The 17,318-nt window shown below is 45.1% G+C and carries 14 protein-coding genes; all 14 read right to left on the reverse strand.

Annotated elements, in window-relative coordinates:
* Positions 1–54 precede the first annotated feature (54 nt).
* The 14 genes from K401_RS0128570 to K401_RS0128640 all read right to left on the reverse strand — a co-directional run bounded on the left by K401_RS0128570 (position 55) and on the right by K401_RS0128640 (position 17,277).
* Complete coding sequence (locus tag K401_RS0128570) at positions 55–759, reverse strand: hypothetical protein (protein WP_024296153.1); 705 nt, start codon at positions 757–759, stop codon at positions 55–57.
* A 106-nt stretch (positions 760–865) separates the two neighbouring features.
* On the reverse strand, positions 866–2,263 hold the full coding sequence (locus tag K401_RS0128575) for a sensor histidine kinase (RefSeq protein WP_207641468.1): 1,398 nt from the start codon (positions 2,261–2,263) through the stop codon (positions 866–868).
* On the reverse strand, positions 2,260–2,958 hold the full coding sequence (locus tag K401_RS0128580; RefSeq protein WP_024296155.1) for a response regulator transcription factor: 699 nt from the start codon (positions 2,956–2,958) through the stop codon (positions 2,260–2,262). Before K401_RS0128580 ends, K401_RS0128575 begins: the two co-directional genes overlap by 4 nt.
* Positions 2,959–3,518: 560 nt before the next feature.
* Positions 3,519–4,889 (reverse strand): PhoH family protein, encoded by a 1,371-nt coding sequence (locus tag K401_RS0128590; protein WP_024296157.1) that lies wholly within the window; start codon positions 4,887–4,889, stop codon positions 3,519–3,521.
* A 51-nt stretch (positions 4,890–4,940) separates the two neighbouring features.
* Entirely contained in the window at positions 4,941–6,683 is a 1,743-nt protein-coding gene (locus tag K401_RS0128595) for a GGDEF domain-containing protein (protein WP_024296158.1), read from the reverse strand.
* A 14-nt stretch (positions 6,684–6,697) separates the two neighbouring features.
* Positions 6,698–7,486 (reverse strand): MurR/RpiR family transcriptional regulator, encoded by a 789-nt coding sequence (locus K401_RS0128600; RefSeq protein ID WP_024296159.1) that lies wholly within the window; start codon positions 7,484–7,486, stop codon positions 6,698–6,700.
* A 302-nt stretch (positions 7,487–7,788) separates the two neighbouring features.
* Entirely contained in the window at positions 7,789–9,633 is a 1,845-nt protein-coding gene (locus tag K401_RS0128605) for an ABC transporter ATP-binding protein (protein ID WP_024296160.1), read from the reverse strand.
* Positions 9,630–11,390: an ABC transporter ATP-binding protein gene (locus K401_RS0128610; RefSeq protein WP_024296161.1), complete on the reverse strand. Its 1,761-nt coding sequence runs from the start codon at positions 11,388–11,390 to the stop codon at positions 9,630–9,632. Before K401_RS0128610 ends, K401_RS0128605 begins: the two co-directional genes overlap by 4 nt.
* A 122-nt stretch (positions 11,391–11,512) precedes the next feature.
* A complete protein-coding gene (locus tag K401_RS0128615; protein WP_024296162.1) occupies positions 11,513–11,947 on the reverse strand; it encodes a MarR family winged helix-turn-helix transcriptional regulator in 435 nt (144 codons plus the stop codon).
* Between the two features lie 179 nt (positions 11,948–12,126).
* Entirely contained in the window at positions 12,127–13,173 is a 1,047-nt protein-coding gene (locus tag K401_RS0128620; RefSeq protein ID WP_166435303.1) for an ABC transporter substrate-binding protein, read from the reverse strand.
* Between the two features lie 14 nt (positions 13,174–13,187).
* A complete protein-coding gene (locus tag K401_RS0128625; RefSeq protein WP_024296164.1) occupies positions 13,188–13,895 on the reverse strand; it encodes an ABC transporter ATP-binding protein in 708 nt (235 codons plus the stop codon).
* Positions 13,879–14,505 carry an ABC transporter permease gene (locus tag K401_RS0128630; protein ID WP_330363187.1) on the reverse strand — a complete coding sequence of 209 codons (627 nt, stop codon included), beginning with the start codon at positions 14,503–14,505 and terminating at the stop codon, positions 13,879–13,881. Before K401_RS0128630 ends, K401_RS0128625 begins: the two co-directional genes overlap by 17 nt.
* Positions 14,506–14,646: 141 nt before the next feature.
* Positions 14,647–15,258, reverse strand: coding sequence for a hypothetical protein (locus K401_RS0128635; RefSeq protein ID WP_024296166.1), 612 nt, complete (start codon positions 15,256–15,258; stop codon positions 14,647–14,649).
* 246 nt (positions 15,259–15,504) lie between these two features.
* Positions 15,505–17,277 (reverse strand): glycoside hydrolase family 2 protein, encoded by a 1,773-nt coding sequence (locus K401_RS0128640; RefSeq protein WP_034620066.1) that lies wholly within the window; start codon positions 17,275–17,277, stop codon positions 15,505–15,507.
* Positions 17,278–17,318 lie beyond the last annotated feature (41 nt).

The following is a 17,318-nucleotide window of genomic DNA, read 5'->3' on the forward strand; positions in this document are numbered from 1 at the left end:
ATGTCACAGAAGCATTTTAAATTTCCCCTGCCTTGCAGCTTTCTGAATTGCCCATTAATCTATAAGTGAATATATCAGGATGCTTTCAACCTTTTTATCTTTTATATGAAAGCTCATCACATCCACATAATTAACCGGTTCATACCGGAAATCATCCTCTTGGTCACTCAATTCACCTCCCATTAAATTCCCTTCAGGATAAGCCTCTTTAAGCTTTTCAAAGCTATCTCCGACTTTGATATTTCTTACTGTAGGATATTGGGGGTCAGTGATTTCAATACGAAAGATAAATGACTTCTTATCTTCGGCCGCATCAATGGTTTTTATAACAAGACCAGGATATTGGTACTGTTTTTCTGTCAATCCGTTCAGCTGATCCATGTTTAAACCATCGTCCTCAGAATAAGTATGAGATTTAATCTCATCTGCCTTTCCCAGCATACTCTCAATTTTCTGATCATCTGCAATGTCTGAAATGGCAATGGTATTCTCTTTGTACACAAATGCCAGCTGTTTTAGAACAACATTTCCGCTCTTTTCAACCGTGCCTTCTTTTATTATTTCTTCGGAACCATCCGTTGAACTGTCCTCTACAGTCTCAGCCGATGTACCAGCCTGGGTTTCGCCAGCGGAATTAGTTGGTGTGTCGGTTGGCGTATCTGTTAATGCATTTCCTGGTGATTTACCACACCCTCCTAAAACCATTCCGCAAAATACAAAAGATATGGCCATTATAGCCATTTTTCTAAATACCTTCATTGTTATTCCTCCTTCAAATATTTTAAGTCTATTTATTTCTGTCTCAGTGTGATTATAAATGAAAGTTTTATTAGAGTAATAACAAACTTGTATCATTCTTGTAACATTATGCTAATGGAAGCAAAAGTGACACACTAGTCCCGACTCCAATCTCACTTTCTATTATTAACCGGCCTTTAAATTTCTCTACGATCTCTTTACAAAGAGATAGCCCCAGCCCAGAACCATTTGCAAAATTCGAATTTCCAGCCCTGTAAAATCTTTCCTGGACAAGGGAAAGGTCACTCTTATGAATGCCAATGCCCTGATCACTTATCTTTATAACTGCTGTATTTTGATCAATAGAAGTCTCTACTCTGATGTGTCCTCCTTTATCAGAGTATTTTATTGCATTATCCAGAATATTTGCAATTGCGTGTGTCATCAATATTTTATTAACGTTGGCCCAAGCTCCTTTTACCAAATCTGCTTTTATTGATATTTCTCTCTTTTCCGCTTTTGGCTTCATCTCCTCAATAACATGATAAGTTAATTCCGCTAAATCTTCCTTATCCGTGTTAAGCTCCGGTGCTGCATTATCAAATTTGGAAAGGGTCAAAAGCTCATTGATGAGCTTTGTAAGTCGTTCCGATTCATTTACCAGATGGAAGTATATCTTTTTTAAGTCTTTATCCTCATTTTCTCCCTCGTATAAATATTGAGAAAATCCCCGAATTGCGGCAAGGGGTGTCTTCAGCTCGTGAGAAACATTGGAAATAAACTGCTTTTGATACTGTATATAGTCGTTTAATTTAATACCCATCTGGTTTAATCCTGCTGCAAGCATCCCAAGCTCATCTTTTCTTTTTAATTCGACCGGATCAAATTGCTGCCTGGAAAACTTTTCCGTCGCTCCAAGAAGATATTTAATCGGCTTTGTTGTTTTACGGGCAATGTAAAAGCTTGAAAGAGTTATGAGAAAGATAAACCCACCTGCACCGATTATCAATACAAATCTAATCTTATCCATAATATCGTAAAAATAAGATATATCTTCTACTATCTCGAAAATATATGCATTTTGATAATATTTATCTTGAATAGGTATTGCAAAATAAATCAAACTCTTATTAGTGACTGTGTAAGAATAATTTCCTTTTAAGGCATTTTTAATATTATCTATAAAAATTTTAGGAGAGGAATGATACACGACAATTCCATCTTCAGCCAATCCTAAAAGCTTCAGATGATTATCATAGATTCTTACTTCTTTTCCTGAAGCCTTTAAGACTTCCAGTACAGCCTTTGCCACATGGGAAGCTTCCTCCTGATCAGTTGATTTTTCATACTTTGTCAGTATCTCTCTAAAAGACAGCTCACAAATATCTGCCTTTTCCATCATCTGTTTCTCTATTGTCACAAAGCTATAGTGATCAATGGCTTTATTAACCCAGATAATTATAATGGAAAAGGATAATATAGAGAAAAATAAAAAACTTAACAGAAGCCTGGTTGCATACTTCAATCAGTATCACCTCCAAACTGGTAACCGAATCCATAGATGGTCTTTACATATCTTGGATTCTCGGAATCGTCTTCCAGTTTCTTTCTTAGCCGCATAATTGTCATATCAACACTCCGGCTTTCACCTATATAATCGTACCCCCATATAATTTCCAGGAGTTCATCTCTGGTAAATGTTTTTTTAGGCCTTTTGGAAAGAGTTTCAAGGATTTTAAATTCCTTTGCTGTCAAAGAAACTTGATTTCCTCCGTTTATCACCCTCTTTGTTTCAAAATCAATCTCCAGATCACCACATATAACCGGATTCGTATTGCTGTTTGTGATCTGGTCACCGGGTTCATATCTTCTTAATACAACTTTGATTCTGGCTATGAGTTCTCTGTTGTCAAAAGGTTTTGTCAAATAATCTTCTGCTCCAAGCTCAAGGCCCAACACTTTATCAATTGTTTCATTTTTTGCAGATAACATGATTACGGGGATTGTGGATTTTTTTACTATTTCCCTGCAAAGATCATAACCGGAATAGTCTGGTAACATTAAGTCCAGCAAAACCAGATCCGGATGAAAAGAGTTGATCTCCATAAGTCCAATAGCACCGTTTTCAGCAGTTTTCACCTGATAATTTTCTCTCTTCAGCACCAATTCAATCAGATCTCTGATTGCAATCTCATCGTCAATTACGAGGATTTTTTTCAACTTAGAAGTTCTCCTTTTATAATTAATATTTTTATAATGCGTAATCAGGAACCACCTTTCTAAATATTACGCTTTTATTTTTCCTGTATTCATTTTGCATATTATGAACAACTCTACTATTTTTACTTTGAATCATTTTTTATTTGCATAATTAATTATACCATGGATGGCAGGTTCTTCAAAACCTGCTTTTTCGCTTTTAAGCATAAAAACGGAGCTGCTGCTCCGGTAGGTGATTCAGTCTACCTTTACAACAGCCCCTTTAGCAAAACAACTCGTCCCATGGCCGGTCATTGTTAAATGCCTTTTCTAGGATTCGCTCCAAAGCAGATAGATTTACGTCTTGCTGGCGATACATTCGAGCTTACGGCCCAGGATATTGCGGCAGCCGTAAAAAGAGCTATACAGCGGAAGAAATAAAGGCCTCTTTATAGATTCTTTGTCTTTAATTTTTACCAGCTGTCCGTCTCTGTTGAGTGAAAAACAGCCGCAGGCTTTTACGCCTGCGGCTTCTGATCTTAGCGGACATAGCCGGCTTCCCAATTCTTTCTGCGTGGCTTTTACATCCTCTGAGCAGCATCCAAGGCCAGGTCCGAGCGCACGCATTCATCAGAGAGCATGGTAAGCTGAACACTGAGCGGGCTGCCCTTCATCCGCTCTGCTGCGTAAGAAAGGCCGTTGGTGCGCTCGTCCAGAAGCGGATGGTCTATCTGGGCCGGATCTCCCAGCAAAATGACTTTAGTGCCCTTGCCCACACGTGTAACAATTCCTTTCACCTGCCGCGGAGTCAGATTTTGTGCCTCGTCAATGATAAGCCAGGTATCAGTGATGGAACGTCCCCGCATAAAGTTCATCGCCTCGGCTGAAATAATACCTGTCGTAAAAAGATAATCGATTCTGCTGTGCAGTTCCTTTTCATCCCAGCGGGATTCATGGGGACCGTGATCCAGAAGTATTTCAAGGTTATCCACGATAGGGCGAAGAAGTGGAGAAATTTTTTCCTGCTCACTTCCCGGAAGGAAACCTATGTCCTGATCAAATTGAGCATTGGGACGGCAGATGAGAAGCTTGCGGTATTCTTTCTGTGACTGCTCCACTGTTTTTTCCAATCCCACCCCCAGAGCGTAAAATGTCTTAGCCGTACCCGCAGGGCCTTTTACAATCACCAAGGGGGCCTCATCAGCGGGGAGCATCAAGGCTTCCTGCAAAAACTGCTGGCCCACGTTACGTGCTTTTACCCCGAACGGCCGGATATTCTTGTAAGCCAACGCGACAACTTTTCCCTTATGAAAGCGGCCCAGTACAGTCTTTTTTTCCGAAATATCCGAGCGGATCAGTACAAACTGATTTTCAATGAGTTTTACCGGGACCGTTGTTCCGTCATCATCCACGGTGTAAAGCAGCTCAGCCGGCACTCCTTTTTTCTTAAAGGAGGACAGGGCTTCATCGGGAGCATATACTTCCGCTCGCCCAGTGTACTGGCCCGAAGGAGCGGGAACCTGATCGGTAGTAAAGTCCTCCGCAGGAATCCCCATCATCTGTGCCTTGATCCGGACTACAATATCCCGGGTAACTAAAATGACAGATTCCCCTTGATTGCACAATCCCTTGCACACTTTCAGAATGCGGTTGTCCTGACTGCAGGGCTGCATTCCTTCGGGCAGCGGAACATCCACATGGTTTACCTCCAATCGCAGGAATCCACCTCCGGGAAGGGGAACTCCCTCGGTGAGGCTTCCGGAAAGGCGCAGATTTTCCAGCAACCGAATCGCCTGCCGGGCGTTGCTGCCCCGATCTCCGTCGGAGTTCTTCAGCCTGTCAAGCTCTTCCAGCACCGCCAGGGGAAGGACAACGTAGTTCTCTTCAAAGGATTCTAAGGCGTAAGGGGCCTGAATCAGCACATTGGTATCTAGCACATAAGTTTTTGGCATTGCACTCCTACTTTCTGCATATGTTGTATTTTTCACTTTAAGTAACAGGCTTTATACAATGATTACTGCGTTGCCTTTTTGCTGCTTGCATTGCTTTTTGGTTTTTGCAATGGTCTGGGAAAGGACTTCGGTCTCGGTGAAGTTATGGTCACGATTGGTAACGGCGGCAATAGACAGGGTCGAAATGGGGAAATTATCTGAAAAACCATTCCTGTCCTTGGAAACAATGTATCCCCTCTCCCAGTCGGAAGGAGAATAGAGGGACTCAATCTGGCCGGCAAAGGTGACAATGATATCACCGCACAGCTTTGGTAAACGCTCCATGTCCCGGGTGATAATCACAAAGTCGTCCCCGCCGATATGGCCCATGAAATCTTCCTCAGAACAGCAGAGCTTCATTGTCTGAGCCAGAGCCTTGAGCATACAGTCCCCGTATGCAAAACCATAGGCATCGTTGTAGGCCTTAAAGTTATCCAGATCCAGATAAACAATGGCATAGGGTTCCGTCTCCTGAATCAGCGCAAAGATGGTGCGCTGGATGGCATTGTTGCCGGGCAGACCTGTGAGGGGGCTGGCATCTGCCGCATTTCTTTCCCGTATGCTGATGGCGGCAATCAGCAGATCCCGGACAGTGACCACACCCAGATACCTCCCATGGTTTACCACGATTACAGCATCATAGACACTGGAAAAATCCCGCTCCATTGCCAGGGCTGCCACCTCGTCCACAGTCGCACAGCAGTCTACAGCCATAAAGTCCTGCCCCAGCAGCTCACCCACAGTCCGGCGGGAAGAAAGTGTGTATCCAAACTGTCCGCTGAAGCTCCCCAGCAGATAACTGCGGGTAAGGATGCCGTGAATGCGGCCTTCCCCATCCACCACACAAAGTTCCGTAAGCGAGGGGTCTGCTTTCATACGCTCGTAGATAGGAAGGGCATGCTCCTTTGGGGAGATTGGCGGTTTTCGCTGGCAGATGGATCCAACAGTATCAAATCCTAAGGGCAATGGGGCCGGAGCCTGTTTCTCCTTCCAAAGCCGGCGAATCAGAAGCTCCACCTCTCCGCGAAGGGTTGGGAACGCCTCATCGGGCCGGGCCAGAAAGTACCCCTGCCCGTAATCCACACCAAGATCGATGAGGACGGACAGCTCCTCCCGGGTTTCGATCCCTTCAGCAATGATCTGAATCCCTGCTTCCCGGCAGAACTTCACAATTCCCAGAACAACGGATCGTTTTCTCCTGTCCCTGTCGATGCCCCGGACAATGGACATGTCAATTTTTAAGTAATTGGGGGAAAAGACGCAGGCACGGGCAAGGCCGGAGTAACCGGAACCAAAATCATCGATGGCGATTTGAAAGCCCTGCTGCTGGTAATGGCCTAATGCCTCTGTAAAAACAGAGAGTGAGCTGACGGCATTCTTTTCCGTAATTTCAAAAATGATATCATCAGGGTTCAGTTTTAACTTCAAAAGTTTTTCACGGGTAAATCCGGCGATAAATCCTGGGTCATAGACGGTATTAGGATCCACATTGAGAAAAAGTCTCATCCCGGCAGGTTTGGTACGGGCACCTTTCAGAGCCTGGGTACGGCAGAGTTTTTCCAGTTCCCATAGTTTCCGGGTTTTTACCGCCAGTTCGAAAAGCTGCTCGATGTTTAAATAGCAGTCAGGAAGCGTTATGCGGCTCAGAGCCTCATAGCCCCAGATGAGGCCATCCTGGAAGGAAACAATAGGCTGGTAAACCGACCGAATGTGGCCTCCGTTTAGAATCTCAGACAGTATACTTGCAGGATTCATATGTACCTTCCTCCTTACGGCCACGGGGCAGATTCAAACCCTATTCGTTCGGACATTGCCACAGCCAGCCCATCTACGATAGCAGCAGGGGCTGACATGGAATGGTATTCCCTTTCCTCGCCCTGGTAAATATACAGCTGCACATCCGCTTTTTGCTCAGCAGGTGCATACAGTCTGCTGGTAAAGGCCAGCGTATGATAAGCGGCTTCTTTCTGATAATCGAGAATCATACGTCCCTCCCGGGAAACTTTAGATAAGTTAAACAGGATGACAAGGTCTCCTGCTGCGGCCTGTGCCAAACCCTCAAGCCCCTCGGAGCTGCCGGAGGGGAGGAGCATCACGGAAAGCCCCAGGCGGCGCAGGCGGAAAAACAGAAGCTGTCCCAGCGAGGAGGAGGCATTTTTCGCGTGGATGAAGATGCATTTTGCCTCCATAATCGCCCTAATTGCACGCTCAAATTCCGATACTTCCAGCTGCTCCAGGGTTTTCTGCAAGCAAAACTGCTGTCGCAAGAGCCAGTTTTGCAATATAAATCCCCTCTCCTGCATCAAGGCTGCAGCCATTTTCTGTGTCAGCCCATGTCCCGTACTTTGCTGCATGACTACATGCTTAAGCTCCTTAAAATCCTTACATCCCACATGCCGCGCAAAACGGGAAAGTGTGGCATCCGATATTCCCAGACAGGCAGACAGCTGCCCTATGGGCTTAAACAAAAATTCGTCGGTATGGCTGCTGATATATTCTACAATTTTTTGTTCTGCGCTGGTCAGTTCTTCCGGCAAGGCCGGAAATTGCAGCTGCATAAAGCCACCTCCTTATCCTATGGTTTGCCGAATGACCTGATACAGTCTAAAAACGGCGTCACAACTTTAAAATCATTTTTGTTTCACCTTCAGTATAATTGTACTATGTAAACTTATCCACCAATGTGCGGTAAAATGAAAGTAAACTTTCACTTAAAAATTCAGATGCTGAATGATAAAAGAGAAATGAAGAAAACCCCCTCACTGCCGGATTTGTGAGAGGGCGGAACGAATTTTTTGATGTTTTCATGTATTTTTAGATTTATATCAATGAAAGAAATTTCAAAAGAAACTAAACAGATCTATGCTGCAGGTTCAAACTGGCTGTTGTAAAGCTCCGCGTAGAAACCTCCCTTTTCCAGCAGTTCCTTATGACTGCCGCTTTCGATAATGTCCCCATCTTTCATGACCAGGATTAAGTCGGCGTTTTTGATGGTGGACAGGCGATGTGCGATGACAAAGGATGTGCGTCCTATCGTCAGCTTATCCATAGCCTCCTGAATCAGAATTTCGGTGCGTGTGTCTACGGAACTTGTTGCTTCATCCAGAATCAGCATGGGAGCATTTTGGATCATGGCTCTGGCAATGGTGACAAGCTGCTTTTGTCCCTGTGAAAGATTAGCCCTGTCATTCAGCAATGTGTCATACCCTTGAGGCAGAGTTCTGATAAAATGATGAAGTCCTACTGCCTTGCATGCAGCGATCACCTGTTCATCTGTCACCCCCGGCTTGCTGTAGATAATGTTTTCCTTGATGGTGCCTTCAAAAAGCCATGTATCCTGCAATACCATACAAAATTGCTCATGGACATTCTCTCTTGGCACCTGGCTGATTGGAATGCCATCCAGCAATATCTCTCCCCCATCCAGTTCATAAAAGCGCATGAGCAGATTGACCATTGTTGTTTTCCCTGCACCGGTCGGACCCACTATGGCTATTTTCTGTCCAGCTTTAATTTGAGCTGAAAAATCATTGATAATGGTTTTTTCCGGGGTATAACCAAACTTTACATGCCGGAATTCCACATCACCTTTCACGTTGATAAGGGTTTTTGCTTTTTGGCTCTCATCAGACAGCTCCTCTTCATCAAAGAACTCAAAGACGCGCTCACTGGCGGCCGCGGTTCTTTGCAGGTTCTGGAATGCCTGTGCAATTTGTGAAAGCGGTTGGGTAAACAAACGGATATACAGCATAAACGCAACGATCACACCAAAGCTGATGGTTCCGTTCATAGCCAGCACCGCACCTACCACACAGACAGCAACATATCCAAAGTTACCGATAAACGTCATAAGCGGCATCATCAATCCAGACATAAACTGGCTCTTCCAGCCGCTGTCATACAGGCTCTCGTTCACATTTTCAAAAAAACGTCCGGCCTCTTTCCCCCCGTTATAAGCCTTCACCACATTATGGCCGGAATAAACTTCTTCAATATGACCATTGGCTACACCCAGATCTTCTTGCTGCTGAACGAAATATTTCTGCGATTTTGCCATGATAACACCCATGATAATAAAACCAAAAACACTTGATCCCACAGCGGTCAACGCCATAATCCAGTTATTGTAGAACATCATAATTGCTGAGCCCACAAACATGGTGATGGATGTAACCAGATTTCCGATGCTTTGGTTCATGGTCTGGCCGATGGTATCCACGTCATTGGTCACCCTGCTGAGAATATCGCCATAGCTTACCCGGTCAAAATATTTCAAAGGCAGCTTATTGATTTTCTGTGATATACCGGTACGCATATTTCTGCTGATTTTTTGCGTTACCGTTGTCATCATAAAGCTTTGAATAAAGTTGAGGAGCGCTGAGCCTGCATAAAAAGCTACCAGCAGAAACCCAATGCTTTTTACCGCACCAAAATCGATTGCACCGGCGACCGGAACACCATTGATCATCGTTGGTAATCCTTTCATGATCTCGTTGGTCATTTCCTTCAATTTATCCGGACCGATAATTTGCAGCACTGTTCCGATTGCTGCCATAACAAGAGCGGCAACCACTGCAGGCATATAATTTTTACAATAGGCGATCAGTTTTCCCCATGTTCTTTTAAAATCTTTTGGCTTTTCGACAGCCCCCTGTCCCACAGGACCTCCGGCTACCGGCCTTCTGTTCGTTCTTTGTTCACTCATGACACAAGCTCCTCCTCACTTAACTGGCTCATGGCAATTTGCCTGTATACCTCACAGTTCTGCAGCAAATCCTTGTGTTTGCCTTTGCCCACAACCCTGCCTTCGTCCAGCACGATAATCTGATCGGCATCCATAATCGTGCCGATTCGCTGTGCCACAATCATACTGGTAACACCTGCGGTTTCCTTTTTCAGCACATTACGCAAAATCCGATCCGTCTTATAATCCAGTGCTGAAAAGGAATCATCAAATATATAAATTTCCGGCTTTCGACAGACAGCGCGGGCAATGGCAAGCCGCTGTTTCTGCCCGCCGGATACATTGTTACCGCCCTGGGCAATGTCTGCTTCATAACTGCCTTCCATGCGTTCAACAAAATCCGTACCCTGTGCAATTGCAACAGCTCTTTTGATTTCGTCTTCTGAAAAGCCATTGCCCCCATTATCTCCGTATGCCACATTGGAGGAAACCGAGCCCTTAAACAGAACCGCTTTCTGCGGCACATAACCAATTTTATTGTGCAGTGCCTCCTGTGTGTACTCCTTAATATCCACACCGTCAATCAGGATTTCTCCCTCTGTCGCATCAAAAAAGCGAGGCACAAGGTTGATCAGGGTTGATTTACCACTTCCTGTGGAACCGATGAAAGCAATCGTTTCCCCCTTCTTTACCGTAAAGCTCACATCCTCCAGCACGTAATCCGCTGCATCCGGATATTTAAAGCCCACATGTTTAAACGTAACCTCACCTTCCAGACCAGGTACTCCATTTGTCAGGCCTCCATCAAGGATTGTAGGTTCGGTGTCCAGCACTTCATTGATTCGCCTGGCGGAAACGCTGGCTCGCGGGAGCATAATAAAAATCATGACCAGCATCAAAAACGACATAACAACCTGCATCGCATAGCTGGAGAATACCACCATGTTAGAAAACAGCGTCAGTTTATCCGCCATCTGCGCCGCATGAATTAAATAGGCACCGATCCAATAGATGGAAAGGGACAGTCCGCTCATAATCATTGACATAATGGGCATCATAATTGCCATAGCACGGCCTGTATACAACTGGGTACCGGTTAATTCCTCATTGGCTTCCCGGAACTTCTTTTCTTGATAATCCTCGGCATTATAAGCTCTTACTACACGAAGTCCTGTGAGGTTTTCACGGGTAACCCGGTTCATATTATCTGTTAAAGCCTGCATTTTCTTAAATTTCGGCATCACAAAGATCATGATAATACCGATCATGACAACTAAAAGCGCAACTGCCGCTCCTGTGACAAGTGACCATTCATAGCCTTTACCCGCGATTTTGGTAATCGCCCAAACAGCCATAATCGGAGCTTTGATAATCAGCATTAACCCCATTGTAATCAACATCTGAATCTGTGTAATATCATTTGTAGAACGGGTGATCAGGCTGTCAGTGGAAAAGCGGTTGATTTCCTCCATGGAAAAGGACTCCACTTTATGAAAGAGCAGGCTGCGCAGACGTCTGGAAAATGCGGCGGCAATCCGTGCCGCAAAAAAGCCAACGATAACAGCGCCTGCCAAACTGCCCAGTGTGCAAAGAAGCATCTTACCCCCGGCAAGCCAAATATCGCTCATGGCACTACCAGGCGTTTGTACTAACATGGTTATCTCTGACATGTAATCCGGCGATTTTAAATCCAGCCATACCTGTACCACCACAAAAACCAAACTGATAAAAGCCATCAGCCATTCTTTGGGCTTGAGATATTTAAAAATTCTAATCATAGAAAAAAGCCTCCTTATTATTACTGTTCATATTGAACGCTGTTAGATATCCGTCCCTTAAATGCAGACCTGTTTGGTCTGCATTCTTATTTTACTATTCTTATTCCCCGTTTCCCATTATTCTATTCAAAAGGATCAGGTCTGGTGCTCTGGGCAATCTCAAAGAAACGCATGGAAAGGCGGACAAATTCCCTTGCGTCTTTTTCACCCATTTCAGTTAACACTTGAATCAAATGATTTTGCATTCGCTGAATGTTTGCACGAATCCGCTCACGGCCTTCTTCTGTTATTGTAACTAGAATAAAGCGCCGGTTCGTGGTGTCTATTTCACGGTGAATATGCCCCTTCTTTTCCAGGGTACGGAGGGCCGCAGAGATTCTGGCCGTACTGCTGCATAGCGCCTCACTTAATTCAGAAGGCGATGCAGGTGCTTCTTTCGTATAAAGATATCGTAAAATGAAAATTTCACCTTTTCCAGAACGATTATATTCATCCATGACTTTTCCACGGGACATCAGTTCACTCAATGAATCAACCAGTTCTTCTATACTGCTCAATCTATTCACCTCCAGCTTTCAAACGGGTATCAGCATTCACAACTAACACTGTTAATAGCTTATACTGTTTCATGTGCTTTGTCAAGAGAATTTTGTAATATAAATTTAATTGCTTGAGCAAAAAAAGCACGCCTTTTCCATCTAAGGAGACGTGCCTTTTAAATGCTCTTCTTCTATGGTTATTTCAAGCGGAGAATCAGATCCTCAATATTTACTTCTGTTTCAATCATCCCATTCTCTCTCATAAACTGTTCTGTTTTCTTCATTGATACAATATCATCATCCGTTATTTCCGTGTTAAAATCGTACATGGGAAACATTTCTTTCACGGCGTCAATGCTGAGTTCAGTTTCTTTTGCCGTAATGTCCAGGATTTCCTCCGGGTTATCTTTCATGTAATCCTGGATCTTATCCTGAGCCTCAAGAAATGTTTTTATTAAAAGAGGATTTTTTTCATAGAATTCGTTGCTGGTCGCGACTACGATAATGGCATCAACAAGTCCCTTGCCGCTGGTCACGATGCGGTAACCGTCCTTTTCCATATTATAAGCCACCGGGCCTGCCAGAAGAGCACAATCCACTGTACCGCCGGCAAGCGCTGCCTGTGCATCAGGAATCCCCATTGAAACAAATTCCACATCGCTTTCCGACATTCCCGCTGCTGCCAGATATGCAGCCAGTAGCTCATGCAGGATGGTTCCCTTGGGTCCCGCGATCTTTTTTCCCTTTAAATCCTGAGCGGTCTGTATCGTACTGTCCTTTCCAGTGAACAGCCGAAAAGCTTCCGGAGAGCGGCTGTAGGTGCTGATGATCTTTATATCCGCATCATTAGCTGCAGACAAAATAACGGAGGTGGCACCAACTGCATACAAAAACTGAATGTCGCCGGAAGCCAGCGCCTGTGTCTGCTCTGGACCGGTTGTTAAATTGGAGTATTCCACTTCAAGTCCATATTGGGAATAGACTTCATTGAAAATTCCTCTTTCCTTTTCCACAATAGACGGCACATTCAACGGAGATTTTACATAGGTGATACCGATCTTGCTTACGGTGAATTGAGGATCCGTTTCTGCTGCCGTTTCTGATTCCTCTTCCGTAGATTCTGCAGAGTTTGCCGGGGCTCCTGTTCCTGCCGGCTGTGTATTAGACGAACCGGCACAGGCCGTCAATACGGAAACGCCGATTAAGGCGGACATAAATATAGATAAAATACGCTTCAATTTCATATATCGCTCCTTTGTCATAATGTAGTTATAATATTTTTTTTAATTTCTATAAGATCCGAGGAAAGAAGATCTCTTGGATAGGTGTAGCCCGACAAAGAAATTTCCTGTTCCACACTTCCCTGCTTAAGAACCAGAATTTTCTGCCCGATTAAAAGAGCCTCATCAATGCTGTGGGTTACGAAAACAATGCTTTTTTTCTGCAGGGAATAAATACGTATCAATTCATCCTGCATGACAGTTCTGGTAAAATAATCCAATGCGGCAAAGGGCTCGTCCATCAGGATCAATTCCGGATTATAGGCCAGCGCACGGGCCAGGGATACCCTTTGCTGCATACCTCCGGAAAGCTGCATGGGACGGGCCTTTTCAAAACCTGTCAGTCCTACGGTATGGATCAGGGCCTGAATATCTGGTACGGATATGCGTCTTTGGGGCAGCCCGAACCCTATATTTTTCCAGACAGTAAGCCAGGGCATCAGGCGGGGTTCCTGAAAAACCATACCAATCTTGCCATGGTCCGGGATATCCAGGGTGCCGCTGTCGTAGGGCTCCAATCCGCCCAGAATCCGAAGAAGCGTAGTCTTGCCGCAGCCACTTCTTCCTAAAATCACCGTTATGCTCTCTTTCGGAAATTCTGCCGTCAGGTTATCCAGAACCTTCATGCGATTCTCTGCCACCTGATAACTTTTGCATAACTTCTCTATTTTAACTCCAGCTGTCATCCACACCTCCATGTAATATTCTGCGGATCGCCAGGGAAAGCAGACGGTCACACAGATAGCCCACAATACCTATCACAAAAATCCCCACAACCACCTTATCAGAACGGGACATCTGCTGAGCATCCAGAATCATATAACCCAGACCGCTGGAGGCCGCGATCATTTCTGCACCTATGATTGCGCGCCAGCTGTACCCCAGGCCCACTCTCATGCCCACAAGAATATCCGGAAGTGCATTGGGAAGCATGATTTTAAAAAAGACCTTCATTTTGGAAAATCCTAACGAATATCCTACTTCCAAAAGTTTGACATCACAGGCTGCAAGTCCTTTTTTAATATTCAGAAACATTGGGAAAAAGGAGGCAAGGACAATAATAATGGTCTTGGATGTCTCTCCGATGCCAAACCAGAGAATCAGCAGTGCGATCAGGCTTAACGGCGGAACATTACGCATAAATTCCACAAGGTGCTTATAAAACGGCGTGGTTGCAGGATACACTCCTGCCAGGACCCCAAGGAGGAGCGCCAGCACAAAAGCGATTATAAACCCGGTAAAAACCCGCAGAAGACTGACCGTAATATGCTGAAACAGCGAACCGTTCTGAATCATAGTCAGAAACGCCTGAAAAACCCGTTCGGGGCTAGGCAGAATATATTGACTCCATATTCCCATACCCGATACAGTCTGCCACAGCAGAAACAGTAGTCCAAGTGGCAAAGCTGCTTTCCACATTTTTCTCATAGTCTCTCCCTATACCCCGTCTCCATGATGACACCCTCTGGAACAGTACAGAAGCTCCACGATCCCTTTCTCGGACTTCCGGTTAATTGAGGAAAAGTAAAGATCGATTTTTTCCCTGTCATCCAACACGACCACCTGCTCCTCATGACCGCTAAAAAAGCCCGGAGGAATCGGACTATCAGCCAGTTTCTTTCCAAGTAACGGGATATTTTCTAAACGGGCAAATTCTTTCCACGTACAAAAACTTGTCTCTGGCAGTCCGATGCGGCTTCCCAAATCAGAAAGCGCCTTGCAGGGCGTGATGATCCATAAAGCTCCCTGACCGGACAGCCTTTTATGCAGTTCTCTGGCACAGTGTATAAGAATCGGCTCAATAGGTGGAAATTCCAGAAAATCCGGAGAATATACTTCTTTTATGTAGTCTACAGCCATGGGACATCGGACATCTGCGATACAGGTGCGGGCTCTGTCTAGGGCAGACCTGTATTTCCCCTTAACTGCAGCAATATGATCTTCCCGGCAGGACACCGGCTCATAACCTTTTTCCACCAAATACTTTTCCAGCGTTTCATTTACATACATTTTAGTTACCACAGGGTTTAACCAGATAAATTTGCGCACGACTCCTCCTTACTCCTTAGTTAGTTTTGCCTAACCGGTATTGTAAACGAGTTTTATGAATTTGTCAAGCCGGTATTCCCCCTCTCTTTGCGATTGAATATGTTACTGCTTTGATTTCATAATGATACAAATAAAGTGCGGCTCCAATCCTGGAAACGCACTCTATTTGTCATATTCACATATTTTGCAATTTAAGGAGTCATGATAAATGAAAAGTTCTTTAACTTTCTAAACAAGTTTCCAAGCCTATTCCATTGACTGATAATACTCCTGCATTACATAAAACGCTTTTTTCTTTCTATTCTTATCCATGTCCACCAGCCCTTTGCTGTTTTTCCCGCCCTGCATCGGGTTCTTGCGGATTGGTGATATAAAATCAAACAGTATCCACGGAAAAAATCCCTGCAGTCTGCCCATGGTGTATTCAATCTGCTTTCTGTATACTTTCTCCTGATGCTCCTCTGTGAAAAGCTCTTCCGCTCCTCCGTGATGCCCGGTCCTGGCTCCGGCGCCGGTCTCAGTAATTGCCAGCGGTTTGTTAATGACCGTGTTCTCCAGGATCCTGGCAACACCCTCGTAATCCCGGTAATACCATCCATAGTATTCATTAAACGAGACGATATCAACAAACGCGGCCAGTCGATCCTTCACTGACATGGTATCCAGATCCACGAGGCAGGCCGCGCTTACCGGACGTGATGGATCATATTCGTGGCAGGTATCAATCAGACGTTTCATGAAGCTCAGCCGTTCTTCTGTATCCGGATTTTCATTGCCCACGCTCCAGATAATCACACTGGCCCGGTTTTTATCACGTTTCATCAGCTCCAGCAGCTGATTCTGCGCATTCAGAAACGTTTCTTCGTTAGTAAAATCCACCGCCCAGTACACAGGAATCTCCTCCCATAGCAGCAAACCGTACCGGTCCGCCAGCTGTGACATTTTCTCACTGTGGGGATAATGGGCCAGACGCAAGGCATTGCATCCCATTTCCTTGGCGGTATGGATGATATCCATCTGCTCTTCTTCGCTCAAAGTCCGGCCGCCAGCCCGGCTCTCCTCATGGCAGCAAACACCTTTCAGAAAAATTTCCTGTCCGTTGAGCAGAATTTTCTTGCCCTGAGTCTTTATCTCCCTGAAACCGACCAGGTCTTCCACCCGGTCAGACCCGCAGACCGCTGCCACCGTGTACAGCCGAGGATTCTCAGGACTCCAAAGTTCCGGACGGGCCGAAGCGCGAAGAACGGCTTCCCCGTTCTCATCAGTGAAAACCGGCTCATCAATCCCCAGTTCCTCGATGAAAAACCGGCAGTTTTGTCCAGCCAATGCGCTGCTCAAAGTAATCTTCATTTCAATCTTCTCAAAGTTTGTATCCGGGACCAGGCTGCAGAAAAAGTCCTGAATAAACACCTGGGGCAGACGGAATAATTCCACGGAACGGGTGATGCCTCCATAATTGAACCAGTCGTAGTTCATGGATGGAATCTGATCCAGTTCCCTGCGGTTGTTCACCGTGATCATCAGCCGGTTCTCTCCCGCCAGTTCGTCGGTAAGTTCCGCGCAAAATGGTGTAAAACCACCCTGGTGTCTGGCCAGCAGGGTTCCGTTCAGCCAGATCCGGCACTCGTAATTAGCAGCCCCAACTCTTAAGAATACCCGTTCTCCCTCCTGCTCCTTTTCGTAAATAAAGGTTCTGAAATAGGCGGATTCACCCTCGTAATACCAGTATTGGTCGCGGATACAGTTCCAACATCCTGGCACTGACACCTTTTCTAAGTGAGAAAAGTCTAAATCCATGGGCACATATCTCCCCTGGTCATCCTTATCCAGGGCCGAAAACAGTTGTTTTCTGGTTATGGTCTGAAACACGTCAGGAGTGAACCCCCACTCTCCATCCAGCGATTCCCGACGGCGTTTATGGGTAAAGATAAAATCCCTGGCCGTGAGCAAAGAAATCCTGTTCTTCCTGTCAAAATCCAGATTCAGGATACTGTCATAATTCTGTTCCATCTTATTCATAATCATTCCTCTTTCTTCCCTCTGCATTCATCATTTTATCA

Source organism: Lacrimispora indolis DSM 755, assembly GCF_000526995.1.
GTDB lineage: Bacteria > Bacillota > Clostridia > Lachnospirales > Lachnospiraceae > Lacrimispora > Lacrimispora indolis.

Bases quoted from the DNA above. Each gene is read 5' to 3' on its own strand.
- K401_RS0128570 (WP_024296153.1), bottom strand. From the start codon at position 759: ATGAAGGTATTTAGAAAAATGGCTATAATGGCCATATCTTTTGTATTT.
- K401_RS0128590 (WP_024296157.1), bottom strand. From the start codon at position 4,889: ATGCCAAAAACTTATGTGCTAGATACCAATGTGCTGATTCAGGCCCCT.
- K401_RS0128595 (WP_024296158.1), bottom strand. From the start codon at position 6,683: ATGAATCCTGCAAGTATACTGTCTGAGATTCTAAACGGAGGCCACATT.
- K401_RS0128600 (WP_024296159.1), bottom strand. From the start codon at position 7,486: ATGCAGCTGCAATTTCCGGCCTTGCCGGAAGAACTGACCAGCGCAGAA.
- K401_RS0128605 (WP_024296160.1), bottom strand. From the start codon at position 9,633: ATGAGTGAACAAAGAACGAACAGAAGGCCGGTAGCCGGAGGTCCTGTG.
- K401_RS0128610 (WP_024296161.1), bottom strand. From the start codon at position 11,390: ATGATTAGAATTTTTAAATATCTCAAGCCCAAAGAATGGCTGATGGCT.
- K401_RS0128620 (WP_166435303.1), bottom strand. From the start codon at position 13,173: ATGAAATTGAAGCGTATTTTATCTATATTTATGTCCGCCTTAATCGGC.
- K401_RS0128625 (WP_024296164.1), bottom strand. From the start codon at position 13,895: ATGACAGCTGGAGTTAAAATAGAGAAGTTATGCAAAAGTTATCAGGTG.
- K401_RS0128630 (WP_330363187.1), bottom strand. From the start codon at position 14,505: ATGATTCAGAACGGTTCGCTGTTTCAGCATATTACGGTCAGTCTTCTG.
- K401_RS0128640 (WP_034620066.1), bottom strand. From the start codon at position 17,277: ATGAATAAGATGGAACAGAATTATGACAGTATCCTGAATCTGGATTTT.